General features: G+C 70.4%; 24 protein-coding genes and 1 pseudogene. 12 read left to right on the forward strand and 13 right to left on the reverse strand.

The features are described from left to right. Nucleotides 1-148 precede the first annotated feature (148 nt). The gene (locus tag ACIPK3_RS24155; protein ID WP_402572750.1) at nt 149-949 is read left to right on the forward strand and encodes a CPBP family intramembrane glutamic endopeptidase; all 801 of its coding nucleotides are present in this window, start codon (nt 149-151) and stop codon (nt 947-949) included. Here the strand turns inward: ACIPK3_RS24155 and ACIPK3_RS24160 are convergent. The 3 genes from ACIPK3_RS24160 to ppk2 form a co-directional block, all read right to left on the reverse strand. Then, the gene (locus ACIPK3_RS24160) at nt 939-1,751 is read right to left on the reverse strand and encodes a PhzF family phenazine biosynthesis protein (RefSeq protein WP_402572752.1); all 813 of its coding nucleotides are present in this window, start codon (nt 1,749-1,751) and stop codon (nt 939-941) included. The genes ACIPK3_RS24155 and ACIPK3_RS24160 overlap by 11 nt on opposite strands. Before the next feature lie 78 nt (nt 1,752-1,829). Then, complete coding sequence (locus ACIPK3_RS24165; protein WP_402572754.1) at nt 1,830-2,297, reverse strand: cyclic nucleotide-binding domain-containing protein; 468 nt, start codon at nt 2,295-2,297, stop codon at nt 1,830-1,832. A gap of 166 nt (nt 2,298-2,463) precedes the next feature. After that, the gene (gene ppk2 / locus ACIPK3_RS24170) at nt 2,464-3,279 is read right to left on the reverse strand and encodes a polyphosphate kinase 2 (RefSeq protein WP_402572755.1); all 816 of its coding nucleotides are present in this window, start codon (nt 3,277-3,279) and stop codon (nt 2,464-2,466) included. Between the two features lie 247 nt (nt 3,280-3,526). Between ppk2 and ACIPK3_RS24175 the strand changes: the two genes are divergently transcribed. Then, nucleotides 3,527-4,966, forward strand: a complete 1,440-nt coding sequence (locus ACIPK3_RS24175; RefSeq protein WP_402572757.1) for a N,N-dimethylformamidase beta subunit family domain-containing protein — start codon at nt 3,527-3,529, stop codon at nt 4,964-4,966. A gap of 26 nt (nt 4,967-4,992) precedes the next feature. On the opposite strand, the gene ACIPK3_RS24180 is transcribed toward ACIPK3_RS24175, so the two are convergent. Then, nucleotides 4,993-5,391, reverse strand: a complete 399-nt coding sequence (locus ACIPK3_RS24180; RefSeq protein ID WP_402572759.1) for a VOC family protein — start codon at nt 5,389-5,391, stop codon at nt 4,993-4,995. A 102-nt stretch (nt 5,392-5,493) separates the two neighbouring features. Here ACIPK3_RS24180 and ACIPK3_RS24185 point away from each other — a divergent pair, with 102 nt between their 5' ends. After that, nucleotides 5,494-6,495, forward strand: a complete 1,002-nt coding sequence (locus ACIPK3_RS24185) for a helix-turn-helix transcriptional regulator (RefSeq protein ID WP_402572761.1) — start codon at nt 5,494-5,496, stop codon at nt 6,493-6,495. A gap of 232 nt (nt 6,496-6,727) precedes the next feature. Here ACIPK3_RS24185 and ACIPK3_RS24190 read toward each other — a convergent pair whose 3' ends face one another. The 3 genes from ACIPK3_RS24190 to ACIPK3_RS24200 form a co-directional block, all read right to left on the reverse strand. After that, complete coding sequence (locus tag ACIPK3_RS24190) at nt 6,728-7,732, reverse strand: SDR family NAD(P)-dependent oxidoreductase (protein WP_402572763.1); 1,005 nt, start codon at nt 7,730-7,732, stop codon at nt 6,728-6,730. A 304-nt stretch (nt 7,733-8,036) separates the two neighbouring features. Next, a complete protein-coding gene (locus ACIPK3_RS24195; RefSeq protein ID WP_402572765.1) occupies nt 8,037-8,465 on the reverse strand; it encodes a VOC family protein in 429 nt (142 codons plus the stop codon). A gap of 423 nt (nt 8,466-8,888) precedes the next feature. Continuing rightward, on the reverse strand, nt 8,889-9,758 hold the full coding sequence (locus tag ACIPK3_RS24200) for an NADAR domain-containing protein (protein WP_402572766.1): 870 nt from the start codon (nt 9,756-9,758) through the stop codon (nt 8,889-8,891). A 406-nt stretch (nt 9,759-10,164) separates the two neighbouring features. Between ACIPK3_RS24200 and ACIPK3_RS24205 the strand changes: the two genes are divergently transcribed. The 3 genes from ACIPK3_RS24205 to ACIPK3_RS24215 all read left to right on the forward strand — a co-directional run bounded on the left by ACIPK3_RS24205 (nt 10,165) and on the right by ACIPK3_RS24215 (nt 12,375). Beyond that, nucleotides 10,165-10,965, forward strand: a complete 801-nt coding sequence (locus tag ACIPK3_RS24205) for a maleylpyruvate isomerase family mycothiol-dependent enzyme (protein WP_402572768.1) — start codon at nt 10,165-10,167, stop codon at nt 10,963-10,965. 620 nt (nt 10,966-11,585) lie between these two features. Beyond that, nucleotides 11,586-11,789: a hypothetical protein gene (locus ACIPK3_RS24210; protein WP_402572770.1), complete on the forward strand. Its 204-nt coding sequence runs from the start codon at nt 11,586-11,588 to the stop codon at nt 11,787-11,789. Nucleotides 11,790-11,805: 16 nt separating this feature from the next. Further along, entirely contained in the window at nt 11,806-12,375 is a 570-nt protein-coding gene (locus ACIPK3_RS24215) for a histidine phosphatase family protein (RefSeq protein WP_402572772.1), read from the forward strand. Nucleotides 12,376-12,424: 49 nt separating this feature from the next. Here ACIPK3_RS24215 and ACIPK3_RS24220 read toward each other — a convergent pair. Next, nucleotides 12,425-13,544 (reverse strand): annotated as a pseudogene (locus ACIPK3_RS24220) (IS630 family transposase); the annotation flags it as partial. A gap of 286 nt (nt 13,545-13,830) precedes the next feature. Here ACIPK3_RS24220 and ACIPK3_RS24225 point away from each other — a divergent pair. After that, complete coding sequence (locus ACIPK3_RS24225; protein ID WP_402572774.1) at nt 13,831-14,475, forward strand: PadR family transcriptional regulator; 645 nt, start codon at nt 13,831-13,833, stop codon at nt 14,473-14,475. Nucleotides 14,476-14,553: 78 nt separating this feature from the next. Here the strand turns inward: ACIPK3_RS24225 and ACIPK3_RS24230 are convergent, their stop codons facing one another. After that, nucleotides 14,554-14,982: an SRPBCC family protein gene (locus ACIPK3_RS24230; protein WP_402572776.1), complete on the reverse strand. Its 429-nt coding sequence runs from the start codon at nt 14,980-14,982 to the stop codon at nt 14,554-14,556. Between the two features lie 225 nt (nt 14,983-15,207). Here ACIPK3_RS24230 and ACIPK3_RS24235 point away from each other — a divergent pair, with 225 nt between their 5' ends. The 3 genes from ACIPK3_RS24235 (at nt 15,208) to ACIPK3_RS24245 (ending at nt 18,064) form a co-directional block, all read left to right on the forward strand. Next, nucleotides 15,208-15,789, forward strand: coding sequence for a Clp protease N-terminal domain-containing protein (locus tag ACIPK3_RS24235; RefSeq protein ID WP_402572777.1), 582 nt, complete (start codon nt 15,208-15,210; stop codon nt 15,787-15,789). Between the two features lie 96 nt (nt 15,790-15,885). Then, nucleotides 15,886-16,890 carry an EamA family transporter gene (locus ACIPK3_RS24240; RefSeq protein ID WP_402572778.1) on the forward strand — a complete coding sequence of 335 codons (1,005 nt, stop codon included), beginning with the start codon at nt 15,886-15,888 and terminating at the stop codon, nt 16,888-16,890. Between the two features lie 199 nt (nt 16,891-17,089). Further along, nucleotides 17,090-18,064, forward strand: a complete 975-nt coding sequence (locus ACIPK3_RS24245; RefSeq protein ID WP_402573047.1) for a DMT family transporter — start codon at nt 17,090-17,092, stop codon at nt 18,062-18,064. On the opposite strand, the gene ACIPK3_RS24250 is transcribed toward ACIPK3_RS24245, so the two are convergent. Then, the gene (locus tag ACIPK3_RS24250) at nt 18,057-18,728 is read right to left on the reverse strand and encodes an FMN-binding negative transcriptional regulator (protein WP_402572780.1); all 672 of its coding nucleotides are present in this window, start codon (nt 18,726-18,728) and stop codon (nt 18,057-18,059) included. The two genes, ACIPK3_RS24245 and ACIPK3_RS24250, sit on opposite strands and share 8 nt — an antisense overlap. Next, entirely contained in the window at nt 18,728-19,411 is a 684-nt protein-coding gene (locus tag ACIPK3_RS24255; RefSeq protein ID WP_402572782.1) for a pyridoxamine 5'-phosphate oxidase family protein, read from the reverse strand. Before ACIPK3_RS24255 ends, ACIPK3_RS24250 begins: the two co-directional genes overlap by 1 nt. Nucleotides 19,412-19,514: 103 nt before the next feature. Here ACIPK3_RS24255 and ACIPK3_RS24260 point away from each other — a divergent pair, with 103 nt between their 5' ends. Beyond that, nucleotides 19,515-20,414, forward strand: coding sequence for a LysR family transcriptional regulator (locus ACIPK3_RS24260; protein ID WP_402572783.1), 900 nt, complete (start codon nt 19,515-19,517; stop codon nt 20,412-20,414). A 14-nt stretch (nt 20,415-20,428) separates the two neighbouring features. Here ACIPK3_RS24260 and ACIPK3_RS24265 read toward each other — a convergent pair whose 3' ends face one another. Further along, nucleotides 20,429-20,896, reverse strand: a complete 468-nt coding sequence (locus tag ACIPK3_RS24265) for a pyridoxamine 5'-phosphate oxidase family protein (protein ID WP_402572785.1) — start codon at nt 20,894-20,896, stop codon at nt 20,429-20,431. A 95-nt stretch (nt 20,897-20,991) separates the two neighbouring features. On the opposite strand from ACIPK3_RS24265, the gene ACIPK3_RS24270 reads away from it, so the two are divergent. Then, the gene (locus tag ACIPK3_RS24270; RefSeq protein ID WP_402572786.1) at nt 20,992-21,645 is read left to right on the forward strand and encodes a cysteine hydrolase; all 654 of its coding nucleotides are present in this window, start codon (nt 20,992-20,994) and stop codon (nt 21,643-21,645) included. Between the two features lie 17 nt (nt 21,646-21,662). Here ACIPK3_RS24270 and ACIPK3_RS24275 read toward each other — a convergent pair whose 3' ends face one another. Next, on the reverse strand, nt 21,663-22,082 hold the full coding sequence (locus ACIPK3_RS24275; protein WP_402572788.1) for a Rieske (2Fe-2S) protein: 420 nt from the start codon (nt 22,080-22,082) through the stop codon (nt 21,663-21,665). Nucleotides 22,083-22,120: the final 38 nt, after the last annotated feature.

Consider the following 22,120-nt stretch of genomic DNA (forward strand, 5'->3'; position numbering starts at 1 on the left):
GACACCTCCGGTATCTGTCCTTCGGTACCTGTCCTCCGGTCCCCGCACCCCACACGCCGGTGACGACGGGGGCGGCCGTGGCCGCCCCCGATCCGTCGGGCAAGCTAGGGTCTGTCGTTCGGATCAGGACGCAGGGCTGGAGGCAGGTGTGCAGGTGGACGCGGGCCCGGTGGCCGATTCCCAGCCGTTCGAGCGGCCCTCGCGACGGATCCTCCGGGACGAGACGCTGCTCGTTCTGGCGCTGTCGCTCGGTGCGAGCGGAGTGTCCGCACTGATCAGCTTCGTCGGGTCGGTCACCAAACCGGGCGGCCTCAAGGACCAGGCGGCCACCCTCAATGCCTCGGCCGCGCCCGGCCGTCCCTGGCTGGACCTGGCCTGGCAGCTGTTCGACATCGCCACGGCCCTTGTGCCCGTCCTGCTCGTCGCGCACTTCCTGACGCGAGAGGGCGAGAGCCTGCGCACCCTCGGCTTCGACCGCACCCGCCGCTGGTTCGACCTCGGCCGCGGCGCCTGCGTCGCGGCCGTGATCGGCAGCACGGGCATCGCCTTCTACCTGGCCGCCCGAGGGCTCGGCTTCAACCTCACCGTGGTGCCGGAGGCACTGCCCGACGTGTGGTGGAAGTTCCCCGTGCTGATCCTGTCGGCGATGCAGAACGCGATCCTCGAAGAGGTGATCGTCGTCGGCTACCTGCTGCGCAGGCTCGACCGGCTGGGCTGGACGCCCGGCGCCGCCTTGGCCGCCAGCGCCGTGCTGCGCGGCTCCTACCACCTGTACCAGGGCATCGGCGGCTTCGTCGGCAACATGGTCATGGGTGTGGTGTTCGTGCTCCTGTACCGGCGCTGGCGCCGCGTCGGCCCCCTGGTGGTGGCGCACTCCCTGCTTGACATCGGTGCGTTCGTGGGTTACGCCCTGCTCGCCGGGAAGGTGGGCTGGCTGCCTACCGGGTGAGCAACTCGCCCTCGATGACGGTGACCGCGCGGCCGGTGAGCAGGGTGCGGTCGGCGCGCAGTCCGGTGCGGACCAGACCGGAGCGCCGCGAGGCCTGGCAACCGGTGAGGTCGGGGCTGCCCAGACGGCCGGACCAGAACGGGGCCAGCGCGGTGTGGGCGCTGCCGGTGACCGGGTCCTCGTCGATGCCCACGTTCGGGAAGAAGCAGCGGGAGACGAAGTCGTACCCCCGGCCCGGATCCTCGGCGCGGGCGGTCGCGATGATCCCGCGTGCGGAGTAGGCGGCCAGCGCCTTGTGATCGGGGGCGAGCCCGCGGACGGTCCGCTCGTCGGCCAGCTCCACCAGCAGGTCGCCGACATTCGGGCCGGTGTCGAACACCGCGGCCGGCGCCGCGCCCAGCGCCTCGGCCACCCCGGCCGGCACCTCCACCGGCGTGAGCGGGGCGGTGGGGAAGTCCAGCGTGACCGAACCGTCCCCGGCGGGCGTGGCCGTGAGCACACCGCTGCGGGTGTCGAACCGCACCGGGCCTTCGTGCGCGCCCGTGCTGTACAGGACGTGTGCCGTGGCGAGCGTGGCGTGGCCGCACATCGCGACCTCGGTGACGGGGGTGAACCAGCGCAGCGCCCAGTCCGCCGTACCGCCCGCGGGAAGCCGGTGCGCGAACGCGGTCTCCGCGTGGTTCACCTCCAGGGCCACGTTCTGGAGCCAGTCGTCGTCGGGGAAGGCGTCGAGGAGCAGAACCCCGGCAGGGTTCCCGGTGAAGGGACGGTCGGTGAAGGCGTCGACGATACGAATCCGCATGCGCCGACGCTATCCGCCGCACCAGCCGCCCGGCCAAGGCCAATCCGCTGCCGCTGGACCGGTCCGGGAGCCGGTGGATCAGACGAGACCGGCCGCCACGCCGTACGGCGTGTACAGGTCGAGCAGCCGCTGTCTGGCCGAGTGGAGGCGGTGGGCCAGGACATCGCCGACCCACTGGGCTACGGCGCCGCCGAAGGCCGGTTCCTCGCGGCACAGGGCGCGGACGGTCGCGGCGTCGAACTCGTGCAGCCGCACCGGTGTCGCCGCTTCGGCCCCCAGCTGCCAGATGTGCGGGGCGAACAGCCAGGACCAGCCCACGAGTTCGCCCGGCCGGAGCGTGTCGATGACGGCCGGGCGGCGGCCGGGCACCCGCATGTCCAGCTCGACCGTGCCGGTCCGGACGATCCAGAACAGGTCCGCGCGCGTCCCCTCCTCGAACAGCCGTGTGCCCTGGGGGACGGACACTTCCCGGCCGATGCCCATCAGCTGTGGCCGGTGCTCGGCGGGCAGAGCCTGGAGCATGCTGGGTCGACGGGCAGTGATCATGACGTGTCTCCCGGCGGGGGTAGCGAAGCACGAACCACCGGGGCCGGTACGTGCCGTCCGGCCTGCCGGCCCTCGGCCATGCTCGTACGGTCCGCTGAAGGATCGCTCGAGGATCGCCCGGCGGACCCTGCGCGCCTTCGTCAGTCGGTCGGGTTCGGGGCCGGGTTCAGGGACGGTTCGAGAGGCTCGCGGCGTGGTCCGGGACGTACCGCTGGAGGTCCCGCGACGGGCGCTCGTACCCCGTCGACGGCGGCCGCTCGGGCAGCTCCAGGAACGGCGGCGGCACCTCCTGGTAGGGGACGGAGCCGAGCAGGTGGGCGATCATGTTCAGCCGGGCACGGCGCTTGTCGTCGCTCTCCACGACGTACCAGGGGGCGTCGGAGACGTCGGTGTGCACCAGCATCTCGTCCTTGGCCCGGGAGTAGGCCTCCCAGTGGGTGATCGACTCCAGGTCCATCGGCGACAGCTTCCAGCGCCGCAGCGGATCGTCGAGCCGGCGCCGGAACCGCTCCTGCTGCTCGGTGTCGCTCACCGAGAACCAGTACTTGCGCAGCAGGATCCCGTCCTCCACGAGCATCCGCTCGAAGATCGGGCACTGCCGCAGGAAGCGCTGGTACTCGTCCCGGGTGCAGAAGCCCATCACGTGCTCGACACCGGCCCGGTTGTACCAGGACCGGTCGAACAGCACGATCTCCCCGGCAGCAGGCAGATGTTCCACGTACCGCTGGAAGTACCACTGCGTGCGCTCCCGCTCGGTCGGCTTCGGCAGTGCCGCGATCCGTGCCACACGCGGGTTGAGATGCTCGGCCACCCGCTTGATCGTGCCGCCCTTGCCCGCCGCGTCCCGTCCCTCGAAGACCACGACGAGCCGGGCGCCCGCGCCCCTGACCCACTCCTGCAACTTCACCAACTCGGTCTGAAGGCGCAGCAGTTCCTTTTCGTACACCTTGCGCGGCAACTGCGCCGCCCTGTCGCCGACCATGCCGCCACCGTACGTGACGTCCTGCTCCTTCGCCCCGAAGGACGCGTCAGGTCGCAACGACCCAGGTCCGCTCCGGCCTCCATGCGCGATGTGACGAAAATCAGAAGAAAGATCGCCCCCGCGGTGAACCTCGTGTAATCGGCAGCCCTCATATCCCTATAGACAGAACGCAAAGGGGAGGAAAATGCCGGAACGGTCGCGCCGTGCTGTGCTGGGGCTGCTCGGAGCCGGAACGGTCGGAGTGGGCGTGGCAGCCTATGCCGCCCGCGACGAACACATACCGAGAGTCAGAGAGCTCACAGGGGAGGAGAACCACCTGACGGGGTCCGGCGACTGGCTCTCCGACAGCCAGCACTCCCAGGCGTCCGGCGACCGGGAGGGGCAGATCCAGGGGTACGCATCGGCTACTTCGGTGAGCCCGGGCCAGGTGATCGACTTCCATGTGTCGGTGCACGAAGAGCAGAGTTACCGGATCACGGTGTTCCGCCTGGGCCACTACGGCGACAAGGGCGCCCGGTTGCGGACGACCAGTGCCAAGCTCCAGGGCAAGCGCCGTACCGTGCCCGGGGCCGATCCGGAGACCGGGGTCATCGCGTGCGACTGGCCCGTCTCCTGGAGCCTGCGCATTCCGTCCGGCTGGCGGTCGGGCCTGTACCAGGCCGTGTTCACCACCGAGGGCGGAAAGGTCAGCAGCACCCCGTTCGTGGTGCGGGAACCCGCCCGTGCGTCCGACATCCTGATGGTGGTGCCCTTCACGACCTACCAGGCCTACAACATGTGGCCGCAGGACGGCCGTACCGGCAAGAACCTCTACCGGGGATACAACAAGGCGGGCGAGGTCGGCGGCCCCGAGGAACGCGCCCACAAGGTCTCCTTCGACCGGCCGTATTCGGACGCGGGCATACCCAACCGGTTCGAGATGGACACCAGTTTCGTCCGCTGGGCGGAGCGGTCCGGGCTGGACGTGACCTACGCGAGCAGTCTCGACCTGCACGACGGCACCATCGACACGTCCAAGTACCGGGCGTTGTTCTTCGCCGGGCACGACGAGTACTGGTCCAAGCCGATGCTGGACTCGGCCAGGAAGGCCGTCTCGGCCAGATCGCACCTCGCGTTCCTCGGCGCGAACAACATCTACTTCCACGTCCGGATGGAACCGTCCGCCGGCGGTCGGGCGAACCGGGTCATGGCCTGCTACAAGTCGACGCCGGACCCGGCCCCCGGCCGGGCCGGGGTCACCACTCGCTGGCGGGACATCTCACCGGACCAGCAGCATGCCGAACAGGGTCTGCTGGGAATCCAGTTCAACGGGATCGTGCAGAAGCCCGCACCGCTGGTGGTCAAGGGGAGCGGGCACTGGCTCTGGGCGGGCACCGGTCTGCGTGAGGGTGCCCGGCTGCCCAAGATGGTCGGAGTGGAGGCGGACGGCTACGACCCCAAGGCCCCGAGCCCGGCCGGTTCCCGCCGTACCCTCCTGGCGGAGTCCCCCTACGAGGCCAAGCGCCTCACGGCCAGTCAGCCCCGCGTCCAGCACACCGCTCTCACCGAAATGCCCAACGGGGCCATGGTCTTCGTCGCGGGCACCTTCCACTGGGCGCTGGCGCTGGACAGTGCGCCGCACCGGAACAAGCACATCCAGACGGCGACCAGGAACCTGGTCAACCGCATGCTGCACAAGGAGGCGTGAGGAAGAACCGCCTGCGGGAGTCCGCCTCAGCGAGCGAACTTCTCGATGGCGGCCGGCGTGACCGGGGTGAAGAAGTTCACGAGGTTGCCGTCGGGGTCGCGGAACAGGAGCGCGCGGTTCCCCCAGGGCATCGTGGTCGGCTCGTTGACGAAGTCCTCCACGAAGCCGCTCAGGTTCTCGTACACGCTGTCCACGTCGTCGACGAGGAATTCGAGGATGACACTGCGGTTGTCGGCCGGGTGGGCGGATCCGGGCGCGAACAGGGGGACGGTGCGGGTGCTGCCGATCGCGAGGGTGGCGGAGGCGGTCCTGAGCTCGGCGAAGTCCTCGTTGGCCCAGGTGGCGGACACCTTGGTGGCGCGCTCGTAGAAGTCGACAAGGCGGGCGACGTCGCCGGTGATGACGCGGACGGAGACGAAGTGCATGGGTTTTCTCCTGTGGCCGTTCGGTGCTGGTGACCGCACGCTACGACCAATACCGGGCGGAACCCGCCCGGTATGTACGGGAGACGTGGGAGAATTTCTGGCATGCCCCGCCCCCTCGCCCGCGTCCTCACCCTGCTGGAACTCCTGCAGTCCGGCGGCATCCGGACCGTGTCCGAACTCGCCGACCGGCTGAACGTCGACGAGCGCACCGTGAGGCGCTACGCACAGCAGCTCGTCGACCTCGACGTGCCCGTCGAGTCTGTGCGCGGCCGCTACGGCGGCTACCGGCTCGCCCCCGGTTACCGCATGCCTCCGCTCATGCTGAGCGACGACGAGGCGCTCGCCGTGCTGCTCGGCCTGGTCGCCGGCCGGCGATCGGGCCCGACGGCGAGCACGGACACGGCGAGTGAGACGGCGGCGGCAAAGATCCGGCGAGTGCTGCCCGAGCGGCTGCGCCGCAGGCTCGACGCCGTGCTCGGCTCGCTGGCCTTCACGGATCCGCCCGGCAGGGCGGCAGCCGCCCCGGAACCCGCCGTCCTTCTCCCCATCGCCGACGCGGTGCACCATCACCGGCCGGTCTCGATCCGGTACACCGCCGGCGACGGCCGACGCAGTGAGCGCACCCTGCACCCGTACGGGGTCGTCGCCCACTCGGGCAGGTGGTACGTGACGGCCGCCGATCCCTCGGCAGGCGAGGACCGGACCTTCAGGCTGGATCGCATCACCGACGTGAGGACCCTGCCCGGAGCCTTCGAACCACCCCTCGGCATCGATCCGGCGAAGCGCGTCCTGACGGGGCTCGCCACGGTTCCGTACCGACACGAGGTGACCCTGCGCATCCGGGGGACGGCCGAGCAGATCCACACCCGACTGCCCGCCGGCATCGCGCTCGTGACGGAACTGCCTTCCCAGGACGACACGGACCCGGCGACGGAACGCTGGTGCCGTGTCGAACTCCGCGCGGACCGGCTCGACTGGCTGCCTGCCGTACTCGCCTCGCTGGACCGCCCCTTCGTCGTCGAGCGCCCCGACGAACTCCGCGGCCTCGTGGAAGCCTTCGCGGAACGACTCGCGAACTACGCCCGGCAAAGCCCGTCTCACTGAGCCCGGCAAGCCGTTGGAGCCGGTCGGCTTCTTGAGCGAGGAGGTCCCGCAGTGCCGCGCAGTGGTTCCTGCCCCTCGGCACCCGGCGGCAGATGGTCGCCGACCCACCGATGTTCGCCCAGCTCACACGCACCGCTCCAACGCACCAGGCTTGCAGGGCTTCGAGCCACTGGCGGTGGTCGGTGAGATGGGAGCCTGCGGCACCGGTGCAGCGGTCGCAAGTCTCATCCGGTCAGGCGTCCACTTCGCCGCGCTCAGTCGCTGGGCCTTCACTCCCACCGGACCTTGTCGGTGCGGTGAACGTCAGGTCGGTACCGGTCAGGTCGCAGCTGGCTGCCCACAGACGTGCCGCGGCCGTGGTGTCGGCGAGGTGATTCCAGAGAGATTCGATCCTGGGCGTACCGCGCAGCCCGAACCGTTCGGGGGTCCACATCTGGCCGCCGCGGACGCTCGGGTCGAGCACGGCCCGAACAGCGGGCCATGCGGCAGCGTCCTTGCCCTGGACAAAGAGACCGAGCGGCAGATGGCGCAGCCGTTCGCCGGTGGTCCGGACATGGAATGGCGGGCGCGAAGGTGTGAGGGAGTCGAGCGCGCCGCCGGGATGAACGACCACGCTGAGTGTCGTGCTCCCGGCAGCACGCAGGCGGCGGTGCAGTTCAACGGCAAAGAGCATCTGGGCCAACTTCGACCGCGCGTACGCCCGCTTGGGCTGATAGTCGTGCGTGCTCTGCAGATCGTCGAGGTCCAGGCGTTCGGACTTGGCGGCGTAGCTGCCAGTGGTGACGATCCGGCTCCCCGGGGTCGCCGTGAGCAGAGGGGCCAGATGGTGGGTCAGGGCGAAGTGCCCCAGGTGGTTGGTTGCGAGCATCAGCTCGTGGCCGGCCGCGGTCTCGCGGCGCGGTGGATGGTCGAGCGCCACGCCGGCGTTGTGGACGACGGCGTCGAGGCGATCCAGTCCGAGCGCATCCACCGATGCCTTGAGCGAGGCGAGATCGGCCAGGTCCAGGGACAGGTGCTTCAACCTGGCACCGGGGACGCGCGAGCTGATGGAAGCGATCGCCTCTTCGGCCTTCCCCCTGTCGCGGCTACCGAGAACGACCACGGCCCCGGTGCCGGCGAGTTGCTCGGCAACGAAATACCCGATGCCCGCGTTGCCGCCGGTGACCAGGAAGCTCTTCCCCTCGGCTCGAGGCAGCCGGTGGACGTCCCACTGCGGGACCTGGGGTACGGAGGACATGGCGGGCTCCCGGAGCTCGGAGTGGTCTGAAGGCGGGCGAGGCCGCGCGTTCACAGCCGACCAGGCCCAGTTCCCACGGTCCCTGACGCCACCCACATCCCGCCGACAGGCCGCTGTCCCCACCGACAGCCGTCCGACATCGCGCGGGCGGCGGCGTATCGAGCTCGGCCTGTGGCGGCCCATCTTCGGTTCACAAGCCACGCACCGGTCCGTGTTCAGTGGCAGTCGGTCAAGCTCACCTCCGTGAGAGACAGGCGCACTGCCTGAAGGCTGACGGTTGCGGTTGGGGACGCGTTCGCGGTCCTCAGTCGATACAGAACTCGTTGCCCTCGATGTCCAGCATCGGGATGCACGCGTCGTTGCCGTCGTAGAGCGTTTGCACGTGTATCGCGCCGAGCGGGACCAACCGTGCGCATTCGGCCTCGAGTGCGGCGAGGCGCTCCTCACCCACGAGTCCGGTGCCGACCCGCACATCGAGATGCACCCGGTTCTTGGCGGACTTCCCCTCGGGGACGCGCTGGAAGTACAGTCGCGGACCCACACCAGAGGGATCGACGCAGGCGAACCATGAGTCCCGCTGCTCAGGCGGCTGAGAGCCCTTGAAGTCATCCCATGTGGCGAACCCTTCCGGCGGCGGCGGTACGACGTACCCCAACACCTCGCACCAGAAACGGGCGAGGCGCTCAGGCTCTGCGCAGTCGAAGGTGACTTGGAACTTCTTGATCGACGTCATTGGCCCACCATAGGAGGCGCGGACAGCCTGCTCACCAGCACTCCTGGACACCGGTCCCTCGTCATCGGGTGCTGCCGCGGGGGACGAACCGGAACCAGACCTTGATCTTCTCGGCTGCGTTCTCCACGTCGGCCATCATGCGCCGACCGTCGGCAGTGCCTCGCGCCGGGTCTGAGCTGGGCGATCAACCCAGGAATTCTGTCTCACCAAAAACCAGGCCACGCAGGTCAGCGTGACTCGGTCGACTGACTTCGCTGAGACAGGTCAGTCCATCTCCGTTGAGGCAGGACAGTTGACCCGTCTCAACGAAGTCTGACCAGTCTCACCGGAGTTTGACCGGCCCGGCACGCTCACACCCCGAGAATCCCTGCTCGTCGTGCCCGCAGTTCGGAGCGGACGAGTTCGAGGAGATGCCCCGACCAGTTACGGCCTCGGCCGGCGTCGACCGTCGTCGCCCCAGAAGGCCGAGTTCATGTCGTCGTAGATCACGGTGGCGCCGGCCGTCGCCAGCAGGACCTCGGCCAGTTCGGGGTGCTGGTCGTACTTGGCACGCAGCAGGCTTGTCATGACGGCCGTTCGGGCGTGTTCCCAGCCCTCGCGACGAGGGGCCTCGGCCGCGAGCGTGCGCGCTGCGGCGGCGGTTTTCGCTGCCGCGATCGCGTGTCGGGTCTCCGGGTCGGCGACCGACAGGGCCCAGTAGGCGTGGGTGACGGAGGGGTAGTCGGTGTCTGCGACCGTGATCGGGGCGGGGTAGTCGTGGCGCAGGCCGAGCTTGCCGGGATCGTCCACCAGCTGGGTCGGGAACGAGTGGTGGAGCTGGACGGCTGGGGCGTGCGGTGTCGCCGGTCCGTTCGCGGGCACGGGGGTGGCCCTCTCGGCCCTCCAGCGTGCCCGCTCCTCGAAGTACGCGAGGGCTCTGTCGCAGTCCTCCTGCGTGACCGTTCCGTCGAACGACAGGTAGGTCCTGCCACCACCGGGCCCTGCCACCAGGGCCCGAAGAGGCCAGTCCTTGCTGTCCATGTCGCCCAGCGAGTAGCGGCGCTGCGATTCCGGGACGGCCAGGAACGCGGCGCGGGCCGCGGCCCGGTTCTCCTCGGTCCGGTCGGCGAGGAAGACGTCGACGGCGGCCAGACAGCGGCCGGTCGAGTCGGGCCGCCCGTTCAGCTGGTCGATGGTGTCGCGGACTTCGGCGACCAGCAGCTCGGGCGTGAGCCGGCTCTCCGGCTCGCTGAACTTCCAGGCCGCCAGCCCGTGGGCGGAGGCCGCGCCGCCCTCCGGAGAACTGGTGGCCACCCAGCCGTTGCGTGGCTTCTCCTCGAACTCCTCGACGGTGACCAGGCCCCAGCAGTCGATGAGTCCGTCGCGTATCGGCGTAGATGAAGAGGTCGGTGAGGAAGTAGCGGCCGCCGTTGCGGAGGAAGGCGTGCCGCCAGGTTCCGGCTATGCGGACGCCGTCCGCCGTGCGATGGGTGATCCGTTTGCCGATCATTCGGGGTCACGTCGTCGAGGTGCCCGGCCGGACGGCGAGGCCGGAGCACCCACAGGCACGACGCCTGGCGTACCGCCACCACCGGCATCCTCGCAGCAGTGCGCAGCTTGTCACCCGAGCGGTGGGAGGCGAGGACGTCCGCAATGGCCAACCGGCGGCGACTGTGAAAATCGCTGTCCGCTCACCGGAGCACGGTGATAGACATCCGGCGTGGAAAAGAATCTTGAGTTCCCTGACCTGTTGCGACTGATCGATGAACGGTCGACCGCCTTCCGCGCCGTGGTCGCCGCCGCGCCCGGTCTCGACGCGCAGGTGCCGACCTGCCCCGGGTGGACGCTGTTCGATCTGGTGAAGCACCTGGGTGGGGGAGACCGTTTCTGGGCCGCCATAGTCGGCGCGGGGTCTGCCGAGGCTCCCCCGGCCGAGGCCGTCGCCGCGCGCGCCGCGCTGGAAGTGCCGCAGGAGCGTGAGGCCCTGCTGGCCTGGCTGGACGCGTCGACGCAGCTTCTGCTGGGCGCCCTGCGCGCGGCGGGACCGGAGAGCGGTTGCTGGACGTGGTGGCCCGCGTCGCAGTCACCGCAGACCGCCGGCGGCACCGCCCGGCACCGGGTCCAGGAGACCGCGGTGCACACCTACGACGCGCAGCTCGCCGGGGGCGCCCCGCAGCCGCTGCCGGTCGAGCTGGCACTCGACGGCGTGGAGGAGTTCCTGTTCACCGTCTGCGCAACGCCGAGTGCCTGGCCGCACAAGCCCACGGCCTTCGACTTCCACGCCGCCGAGGGCCGCTCCTGGCGCCTCACCGTTGACGGCGACGGCGCACGCACCGCCCGCATCCCCGCGCCCACCGCCGCGACCGGCGAGGACTCGGACGCAGCCGGCGCCTCCGTCCACGGCACGGCCAGTGAGCTGGTCCTCTACCTGTACGACCGGATCCAGGCCGACTCCTTGCACGTTGACGGAGACCCAGGGCTGCTCGACCTGCTCCGCGCCTGGGAGCCGGAGGAGAAGTAGGACGTGGCGGGGGCGGTTGGCCGCGCCTCGAGCCGGCAGGACACGACTCTTCGCCGGGTTCGTCAGTCGCGGCACCGGGCTCAAGAGCGCGAATTTGTTCGTCCCAGCGATCGCGAGAAGCGGCGCGACTGCCGTCGTCCCGATCTCGCTGAGAAGTCGTCGATCGGGTGACTGCGGCGGCTGCCGTGCATGAGAGCTGGGCTTCTTGGCAGCTCGAAGGCTGTCGAATCCAACGTGCCTTCCAGGAAGCCCTGTTGTCGCATCTCTACGGCAACGCGGGGGTGGGGTCCACTTCAGCCACTCTCGCGTGTGACTGTCTGGCTCACAGGTTCGGGAACGCCAGAGACCACGGGCGCGCGAGCGTCGGTATCCCACCGACATGTCGGACGCCGAGTGAGCCTGCGTGGCCGTCCAGGCCCACCCTCTACCGTCTGCTGGTGAAACTCACGACCGGCACTCACGCGACGGGATCGGCGGTCAGCCGCCGCTCGAAGGCCCACGGAGCGGCAGCCCCGTTCGGGAACTGACGGTGTCCGCGCCGGGCGAGGTGGTCCAGATCGACTCCACGCCGCTGGACGTGATGGTCCGGCTGGATAGCGGGGCGGGTCGAGCTGACCGCCATGATCGACGTCGCGACCAGGACGCTGTCGGCGGCCGTGCTGCGTCCCTCCACCAAATCGGTGGATGCCAGCGTGCTCCTGGCCCGCCCCGTCACCCCGGAGCTGATGCGGCGCCGATCTCGCCTCCCCGATCACGCCGAGCATCCGCCGGTCCTCAACCAGCTAGTGCCGTATCAGGCAACGTTCGCCCTGTGTTCGACGTGAGATATGGTCCTCAGCCATGGGCGAATTGGTGTTGATCAGGCACGGCGAGACCGCATGGAGCCGGACCGGCCAGCATGCTGGCCGCACTGACCTGCCGCTGACCGGGGCGGGGGAGGACGCGGCGCGTGCGCTCGCACCTCGGTTGGCCGAACGGGAGTTCGCCGCCGTCTACAGCAGCCCGCTGACTCGCGCCGTGCGGACCGCCGAACTGGCGGGGTTGAGCGGCGCGGAGCCCGACACCGACCTGATCGAGTGGGACTACGGCCGCTACGAGGGGCTGACCGCCGAGCAAATCCAGGAGCTCAAGCCCGGCTGGGAGCTGTGGCGCGACGGCGTCGACTCCGGCGAGGACCTCGGGCACGTGACGGTGCGGGTCGACGCCTTCCTCGGCCGGGTCCGGCCGCTGCTGGACAAGGGTGACGTGGCCGTCGTTGCGCACGGCCACCTGTCACGCATACTCACCGCGCGCTGGCTCGGGCTCGACGCGTCGGCCGCACGGCAGTTCGGGCACCCGCATCCGGGGACGATCAACACGCTGGGGTACGAGCACAAGCTGCCAGTCGTGCTGGGGTGGAACGTGCCGTAACGGCGGCTGTCCATATCCCGTCCAAGGTGTAGCTAATGCCTTGCCATTGGGCGATGTTGGCCCTGTCGACGACGGAGTGCAGGCGCCGGTCGTCGGCGTGGCGATTTCGCCAGATGATGTAGCGGCGGATCATCCTGCCCTGTTCCTCGTGGTCGGTGCCGTCGAGGGTGAAGTAGCGCAGGGCGGTGAACTGGGCTTCTATGCGGTTGAGTCAGGAGCTGTTTGTAGGGGTGTAGGCGATCTCGACGTTGTTCGTCGCGGCCAGGTGCCGACCCGCTGGCACCTCTTCGTGGTCAGGTGCGGGGAGAAGTTGTCACAGACGATCGCGATACGGACCCCGGGCGGGTAGAGGGTTCGCAGGTAGCGGCAGAACTCCAGGAACTGGGTGCGTTCTTGATCGGCTTGATGTGGCCGTAGAGCTTGTCCTTGGCCAGGTCCAGGGCGGCGAACAGGTGCCGTGCTCCGCCGTAGCGGTTGTAGGTCGCCCGCCGCCTGCGGCGGGGTTCGCGGTCGGGGTCCTTGTGTTTGCCGGAGTGTTCGGCCCACTGCCGGCCCGGGTGGGGTATCAGGTTGAGCGGCCCGAACTCGTCCATACATAAGACGACTTCGGGCTCGCCCTCCTCGGGTATGACCTCGCCGTCGGCGATCGCGCAGAGGTGTTCGACGCGGGCCTTCTTGGCCGCGTAGTCGGAGTCGCGGGAGGTCTTCCAGGTCTTCACACGTTGAAACGGGACGCCCTCCTCGCGGAGCAGGATGCGCAGGCCCTCGTGGCTGATGTCGTCGACCACCCCCTCGGCGACCAGGAAGTCCGCCAGCTTGGTCAGGCTCCAGGTCGAAAAGGGCAGGTCATGTTCGGTCGGCTTGGACTTCGCGATCTTCTTGATCTCGCGCCGCTCGGGCAGGGTGAACGTCCTGGGCCGGCCGCCCTTGTACTTCGGATACAGGGAGTCGAAGCCGTCGGCGTTGAAGTTGTGGATCACATCCCGGATCCGGTCCGCGCTGGTGAACGTCACCTCGGCAATCTTCGCCACCGGCATGCCCTGGGCGGACAGCAGGACCATCTGGGCCCGCCGCCAGGTCACTACCGAACCGGTTCCCCGGCGGATGATCCGAAGCGGCCGTCTGCCTTCGTCATCCTCGATCTCGCGTACACGTACTCGCTCTGCCACCTGGACAGGCTGACGACCACACGCCGCCCGGCACGGCACCGGGACGGCGCGTCACTTCACAACAGGGCAAACGTTGCCTGCTACGGCAGGTGCACCAGCGACTGTTCAGCGGCCAGGGGCGGGCGTACGGGCAGATGCTGTCCAGGCCGTCTGAGGCCGGACAGTTCGGCTCACCTTCGATGAGACAAGTCACCCGCGTCACCGTCACCCGGGCCTTGTCAGGCGATCGGTTCCGATATATCGTTGACGCATCGCGACAGATCAACGATGGAGTGGAGTGGTTGCAATGCGTTCCCATGGATTCGAGCATGAGCACCGGCGTGGCGGACCCCGGCGTGGCAGGGGTGGCTTCGAGGGGCTGCGGGCTGCGTTCGGGCCGTTCGGGCCGGGTGGGCCCGGGTTCGGGCACGGCGGTCCCGGGTTCGGGCCCGGTGGGCCCGGGTTCGGGCCGGGGCCCTGGGGGCCGCGAGGGCGGGGTGGGCCCAGGGGGAGGGCGCGGCGCGGTGATGTGCGGGCCTCGATCATGGCCCTGCTCAAGGACCGTCCCATGCACGGCTACGAGATGATCCAGGAGATCGCCGAGCGCAGCGGAGGTGCCTGGAAGCCCAGCCCCGGCTCGGTGTACCCCACCCTTCAGTTGCTGGAGGACGAGGGCCTGATCACCAGTGAGTCCGAGGGCGGCAAGAAGCTGTTCTCGCTCACCGAAGAGGGCCGCGCCCTCGCCGCCGACGGCCCCGAGGCGCCCTGGGAGGAAGCCGCGCGCGGCGTCGACTGGGAGGTCCTCGGTGAGATCCGACAGGCGGGCTTCGGCCTGATGGAGGCCTTCGGGCAGGTCTGGAAGACCGGCACCAAGGAGCAGCGGGAGAAGGCGCTGACCGTCATCAACGACGCCCGCAAGAAGCTGTATCTGATCCTTGCCGACGAGGACTGACGGCGGACCGGCAGCGGACCGACAGCCGGATTGACGGCCGGGCGCCCCGTGGATCACTCCGCGGGGCGCCCTCGCGGTTCAGGCCACCAGTGCGCCCAGCTTGCGCAGTGACTCGTTCAGGGCCGCTCCCGCCGAGTCCTTCAGCTTGCCTGCCATCAGGGACACGGCCGCGCCCGTGAACTCGCCGTCGATGCGCACCTTCGTCGCGTCGCCCTCGGGCGTGAGCGTGTAGCGGGTGGCGACGGTGACGGCCATCGGGCCCTTGCCGCGGATCGCGAGCGTGCGGGCCGGTTCCAGTTCCTCGATGGTCCACTCGACCTCGGCCGGGAAGCCCATCAGCTTCATGTTCTCCTGGAAGGTGCCGCCCACCGCGAAGGTCTCGGGGCCGCCCTTGGGGAAACTGGTGTGGGTCGCGTTCCACTCGCCGTAGGCCGACCAGTCGGTGAGCTGTGCCCACACCTTCTCGGCCGGTGCCCCGATGCGTGCCTCCGCGCTGACTTCGGCCATGCGACCACCCCTTCGAGTCGGGCTCTGGTGTCGCGGAAAGTAGCCGCAGGACCTGGAACATTCAATACTGATGAACCATCAGGAAATGTGCGGCTCGGGGTCGCGGTGGCCGGATCTCCTCCGTGAGGAGGAGATTCCGATGCCCGGAGTCCACTTTCTGTGGGACGTCGAAATGCTCCCCACCGAGGATGACCGCGGGCCGTGGCGGCTGATGGGGTAGACGGTGTGCGACCCCTTGTTCCCCGCCAGTCCGCGTACGACCCGAGCGTTTCCCGTCCCGAAGGCGACGCCGCGTCCTGCGCCGAGCTGGCGGCGGTGACCGCAGCTGCCCGGCGCAGGGCCGTCCGGGACGGGGACCGGCAGATCGACACCGCCCATCTGCTGCACTCGCTGCTGGAGACCGACCACGAGCTGCATCCCGTGATCGGCGACGCCCCGCAGATCGCCCGCCTGCTCGGCTATCTCGTGCAGCGCAGCATCGGCTACGGCCTGCGCTGGCAGGGCGCCGTGGAGGACTCGGGGGCGCTGCCCGTGGTGGCGCGGGCCGGTGCGCCCGACGGCGGGACCGAGGACGCCGACGGCTGGTCACCGCTGGCCGCGTCCGCCCTGGCGCACGCCCGCGACCGCGCCGGACGGCGTGGTGACGGGCGGACCAGGGGCGCCGACCTGCTCGCGGGCCTGGTCCGGGATCCGGGAGCCCGTGCGGTCGAGGTGCTCGATCATGCCGGGGTCGAACGGAGTGATCTCCTCGCGCGGATCGACGGCCGCCCGGGGGAGTGCGCCGGGAGCGGCGAGACCGCCCACTGAGGGCCGGCCGACGGGGCCCGGCGGCGTGTTCGGCCGTGTCCGGCAGGCAAGACAGGCGCCATCGGGTGTGACGCTCCTGTCGTCGCCTGTCATCATGTGCCGGTGCAGAATTCTGAGAGCAGTCAGGGCGGCCGCGGAAGGGGTGTCGGGCTCGGCCTCGCCGTCGCCTCGGCACTCGCCTTCGGAGGGTCGGGCGTCGCCGCCAAACCACTGATCGAGGCGGGGCTCGACCCGCTCCATGTGGTCTGGCTGCGAGTGACCGGCGCGGCGCTGGTGATGCTGCCGCTCGCCGTGCGCCACCGCGATCTGCTGCGCCGCCGTCCTCTGCTCCTCGCCGGCTTCGGGCTGCTCGCCGTGGCCGGTGTGCAGGCCTGCTACTTCGCCGCCATTTCGCGCATCCCGGTCGGGGTCGCGCTGCTCGTCGAGTACCTCGGCCCCGCCCTGGTGCTCGGCTGGGTACGGTTCGTGCAGCGACGCCCGGTGACCCGGGCCGCCGCGCTCGGCGTGGCCCTCGCGGTCGGCGGCCTCGCCTGTGTCGTGGAGGTCTGGTCGGGACTGCGGTTCGACGCGCTCGGGTTGCTGCTCGCGCTCGGCGCGGCCTGCTGCCAGGTCGGCTACTTCGTGATGTCCGACCACGACGGCCCGTCCGGCGAACGGGCACCGGACCCCCTCGGCGTGATCGCGTACGGACTGCTCTTCGGCGCCCTCGTGCTCACCGCCGTCGCCCGCCCCTGGTCCATGGACTGGTCCGCCCTCACCGGGACCGCCTCCATGAACGGCACCCCGGTACCGGCCCCCTTGCTGCTGGCCTGGATCATCCTGGTCGCCACGGTCATCGCCTACGTGACCGGCGTGGTGTCGGTACGGCGGCTGTCCCCGCAGGTCGCCGGGGTCGTGGCCTGCCTGGAGGCGGTCGTCGCCACGGTGCTGGCCTGGGTGCTCCTCGGCGAACACCTCTCGGCGCCGCAGGCCGTCGGCGGTGCGCTGGTGCTGCTTGGCGCGTTCATCGCGCAGTCCTCGGCCCCGGTCAGGGGCTCCGTGGAGCCGGTGGCGTCCGGCGCCCCGGAAAGCGAGTTGTCCGTGAGCGAAGCCGCGGCATAGGCTTCCGGCATGTCTTCGACCGCACTCGTCCTTCCGCCTCCGGCCGCCTGAGGCGGGCCTCCGGAACATCACGCCCGGCATCTCACCGGGCGGGACGGTGCTGCCCGCAGATGAAGTCCGCGCGCCCCGCTGAAGCGGGTCGCCTTCCGTACTTCTCTGTCTGCGGAGACAACTCGTGTCGAATGCCGTATCGAATGCCGTGTCGAACGGTTCCTCCGGCCTGCCCGTCGGGCGTGGCCTCCGTCATCTGATCATCGCCGGTGCCGCGTGGGGCACCGCGGGCGCCGCCGCCTCGCTGGTCTACCGGGCCAGTGACATGGACGCCGTCGTGCTCTCCTTCTGGCGGTGCGCGGCCGGACTCCTGCTGCTGACCGCCGGACGGCTGCTGCGCCGTACCAACCGTCCCGTCGGGCCGGGCGCGCCCGTCGGCCCGTCGGTGGCCGAACCGCTCGGACGCCGAGTGCCGAAGGCCGTGGCCATCGGGCTCTGTCTCGCCGTGTTCCAGACCGCGTACTTCGCCGCGGTTTCGGCGACCGGGCTCGCCGTGGCGACCGTGGTCACGCTCGGCGCCGGACCCGTGCTGATCGCGCTCGGCGCCCGGATCGCGCTGGGGGAGCGGCTCGGACGCGGCGGAGCCGTCGCAGCCGTCGGTGCGCTCACCGGCCTGGCCGTGCTGTCGCTGGGGGGCACTGACACCACCGTGCGACCGGCGGGCGTACTGCTCGCGCTCCTGTCCGCGGCCGGCTACTCCGTGATGACGCTGCTCACCCGCTGGTCGGGGCGCCAGGGTGGTGGTGACGCCGCCGGTACGACCGTATGGGCGTTCGCGGTCACCAGTCTGTGCCTGCTGCCGTTCGCGCTGGCCGACGGCCTGGTGCCGCACACCACCCAGCCGCTGCGGGTGCTCGCGCTGCTGCTCTACATCGCGGCGATTCCCACAGCCCTCGCCTACGCCCTCTACTTCGCGGGCGCGGCCGTGGTGCGCTCGGCCACCGTCTCCATGATCATGCTGCTGGAGCCGGTGAGCGCCGCGGTTCTCGGTGTGGCCCTGCTCGGCGAGCCCCTGACGGTACCGATCGCGCTGGGCACCCTGCTGATGCTCGGCTCGGTCGCGGGACCCGCGATCGCGGAGTCGCGCGCGGCCCGGGAGGAAGCGGAACCGGTGCTCATGTGAGGCGCTCGGGAGGCGTCCGGGGCGGATCCTCCGCCAGCGTCCGCCGTCGCTCCAGATGTTCGAGCGCTGCGCCGTCTCCCGGGCCCCCACGCTGGGCGAGCGCGCCCGCGATCCGGTCGCGGACCTCCGGTGAACGCTTGCCCGCGTACTTGAACTTCGCGCGCACCTCCGTCACTTCCAGCCGCAGGCCGCGGATACCGGAGAGCTGTCGGCCGTACGGGATCTCGCCCGGGGCCACCCGGACCGAGCCGCCGTCCGGCTGGAAGTGGCCCAGCTGGCGGTTGAGGATGTCCGCCTTCTCCGCCGGGTCGTCCACGACGTGGGCCGTGCAGTGCAGTTGGAGGGCGGTGTAGAAGCTGGTGGGTACGCCGTGCTCGGGCGGCTCCTCCGGCGCGGCCTGCCAGGGGCCGGGCACGAAGACGTAGTCGTCCACCACGCTCAGCAGTACCCGGGGGTTCGCCTCCAGGGCGGCCCACATCGGGTTGGGGCGGGCGAGGTGGGTGACCGCCTCGTCGCGGCCGGCGTCGTAGGCGAAGTGCAGCGGCTGCACGAAGGGGGCCTGCCCGGGCAGGCCGTTGACCGCCAACTGGCCGAAGTCGTGGGCGGCCAGCCAGGTCTGCCACTCGGAGTCGTCACGGGCCGCGTCCCACGGATGGATCAGCATCACAGGCTCGCGAGATAGGTCGGCAGCCCGATGCCGGGGGCCAGGTCCGCGTTCGCGACCGGGGTGTCGTACCCCTTGCGCAGCGGGACGACACCGGCCCAGTGCGGGAGGGACAGGTCCTCGGGATCGTCGCCGGCGTCGCCGGTGCGGACCTTGGCGGAGACCTCGTCCAGGTCGAGGCGGATCACCGCGGTGGCGGCCAGTTCCTTCTTGTCGGCGGGCCGGGAGTCGGCCGAGCGGCCCGGTACGACGTGGTCGACCAGGGCGTCGAGGGCCAGCCGCCGCTCCTCGGGGTCGGTGACCTGGTGGGCGATGCCGTGCACCACCACGGAGCGGTAGTTGATCGAGTGGTGGAAGGCGGAGCGGGCCAGGACCAGGGCGTCGACATGGGTGACCGTCAGGCAGACCGGGAGTCCCGGATCGGCCCGGCCGGTCATCCGCAGCGGGCGCGAGCCCGTGGAACCGTGCACGTAGAGCCGCTCGCCGACCCGGCCGTACAGGGTGGGCAGTACCACGGGGGCGCCGTCGCGGACGAAGCCGAGATGGCAGACGTAGCCCTCGTCGAGTATCGAGTGCACCAGTTCCCGGTCGTACGACGCCCGCTCCGCGGCACGGGTGGGCACGGTGCGGTCCGTCTGCGCGTAGGCGGCCGGCCGCGACGCCGTCTGCTCGGTCCCCTGCATGACGTCCTCCATTGCCACATCCTCATTTGGACTAGATTGCACTAGTGCATAAAATGCTTTGTGCTAGGAGAATAGCAGTCGGCGACCTCGTAGCATCGCTCACATGAACCTCGAGCGCCTGCGTACCCTCGACGCCCTGGCCCGGTCCGGCTCGGTCGGCGGTGCGGCCGAAGCGCTGCACGTCACCACGTCCGCCGTGTCCCAGCAACTGGGCAAGCTGGAGCGGGAGGTCGGGCAGCGGCTGCTCGCCAAGAACGGGCGGGGCGTTCGCCTCACGGACGCGGGACGGCTCCTGTCGGAGCACGCGGCGCGGATCCTCTCCCAGGTCGAACTGGCCCAGTCCGACCTGGAGGCACACCGCGGGCAGGTCGTCGGCGAACTGCGGCTGTCGGCGTTCCCGACCGCCGCCCGCGGGCTGTTCCCCGCCGCTCTCGCCGCGCTGCGCGCCCGGCACCCGGCACTGCGGCTGCGCTCCAGCGAACTGGAACCCGAGCACGGCGTCGCCGGAGTCGTCCGCGGCGACCTCGATCTCGCGATCGTCCTGGACTGGTACAACAAGCCGATGCCGGTCCCGGACGGCCTGGTGAAGGCCCCGCTCCTCGACGACCCGGCCGACGTCGCCATGCCGGTCGGCCATCGGCTCGCCGGCCGGGACGAGGTGGACCTCGGAGAATTCGCCGAGGACGAGTGGATCACCTGGGGCGAGGGCGAGTTCTGCCACGAATGGCTGATGTTCACGCTGCGCTCGCGCGGCATCGAGCCGATCATCGGCCATCGCGCCGCCGAGAACCACACCCAACTCGCCCTGGTTGCAGCCGGGTTGGGGGTATGCGTCGCGCCACTGCTGGGCCGGCACCCGGTGCCCGCGGGCGTCGTCATGGTCCCGCTCAGACAGCGGGTGTGCCGCCATGTCTACGTCGTCTGGCGCTCCGACGCCGACCGCCGCCCCTCGATCCGCGCGGCGGTGGAGTCCCTGCGCGCGGCGGCGGCGACGATCGGCTGAACGGCTGAACAGCCCTAAGCGGAACCCAGCTTGCGGAAGTCCCAGGAGACGATCTTCTCCGGGGTCAGCCGTGCCCAGGCGTGCCGGCCGTCGTGCGGCATCTCGTCCAGGCCGAAGTTCTTGCGGGCGAACAGCGTCTCCGCGGTGTCGAGTTCGGCGCAGAGCTCGCCGGTGCGCGGCACCTCGCCCACGAACTGCGCCGTTCCCGACAGCTCGACGCCACGCAACTGGTCGTACTCCTCACCCGAGTCCACCACGATCGCCACCCGCCGGTCGCGGCTCAGGTCGGCCCAGCGCTTGCTGCGCACCACCGAGTAGAGCCAGATCGACGTGCCGTCCCAGGCGAACCACAGCGCGCTCACGTGCGGGGCACCGTCCGCGGACACGGTGGCGACCCGACAGGTGCGCTGGGTGGTCAGGAACTCGTCCAACTCGCCCGGCGTCATCATGATCTTCCGGCCCCGGCGCTGAGTGACGGTCATGCGGCCCCCTCGTCTTCCAGTGATTCCGTGCACTTCCGTTCGGGCGCAATGCTGGCTAGTCTCGCCCGCCCCGCATCCCGGCGAAAGTGGGCGTCATGGTCGCGCGCGAAAGACGAGAAGAACTCGGAGAACTCCTCGACTCCGCGACCACGGTCCTGCTGACCGTGGAGTGCCAGCAGGGAGTCGTCGGCCCCGACAGCGCGCTGCCCGAACTCGCCCGCGAGGCGCGGGAATCCGGAGCCCTCGGCAACGTGGCCCGGCTGGTCGCCGCCGCACACGAGACCGGCCTCCAGGTGGTGCACGCCGTCGCCGAACGCCGTCCGGACGGGCGGGGTGCCAGCCGCAACGCCCGTCTGTTCCGCGCCGCCGAACGGCTCCCCGTCCAGCAGTTGTCCGGCACCACCGCGGTGCGCGTCGCGCCGCCGATCGAGGTCGCCGAGGAGGACTTCGTCGTACGGCGGCTGCACGGGCTGTCGCCGGTCCAGGGCACCGACGTGGACGCGCTGCTGCGCAACCTCGGCTGCCGCACACTGATCGTCACCGGCGTCTCGGCCAACGTCGCGATACCCAACGCGGTGTTCGACGCCGTCAACCTCGGCTACTCCGCGGTGGTTCCCCGGGACGCCATCGCGGGACTGCCCTCCGACTACACCGCGGCGGTAGTCCGCAACACCCTCGCCCTGGTCGCCACCATCGCGACCACGGAAGAGGTGCTCGGCTGCCTGAAGCGCCCGCGGCGACGGAACTGACGCCCGGTCGTCAACGCTCACGCCAGCTTGATCTCGTCCCCGGACACGGTGATGCCGGTACTCGTCAGCCCCTTGGTGGCCGGCCCCTGCCGCACGCTGCCGTCCGCCGCGGAGAACTGGCTGTTGTGGCAGGGACAGGTGATCACCCCGTTGGCGACGCTGCCCACCGCGCACCCGGCGTGCGGGCACTTGGCCGAGAACGCCTTGTAGGTGCCCGCCGAGGGTTGCGTGACCACCACGCCCTGGTCCTTGAAGATCTTGCCGCCGCCCTCCGGGATGTCCGAGGTCTTCCCGAGCGCCGTGCCGGACTCCGCACCCGCGGAGTCGTCGCCCGACCCGCAGGCCGTCAGCGCGGCGGCGAGCCCCGCCGCTCCGGCCGCGGCCACGACGGTGCGACGGGCCGGTCCCGCCGAGGACCTGGGCGATGCGCTGGTCATGAGGGGGATCCCCTTCCTGTTCCTGCGGAGCCGTTGCG

The sequence above is a fragment of the Streptomyces sp. NPDC086787 genome, assembly GCF_044745865.1.
Taxonomy (GTDB): Bacteria; Actinomycetota; Actinomycetes; order Streptomycetales; family Streptomycetaceae; genus Streptomyces.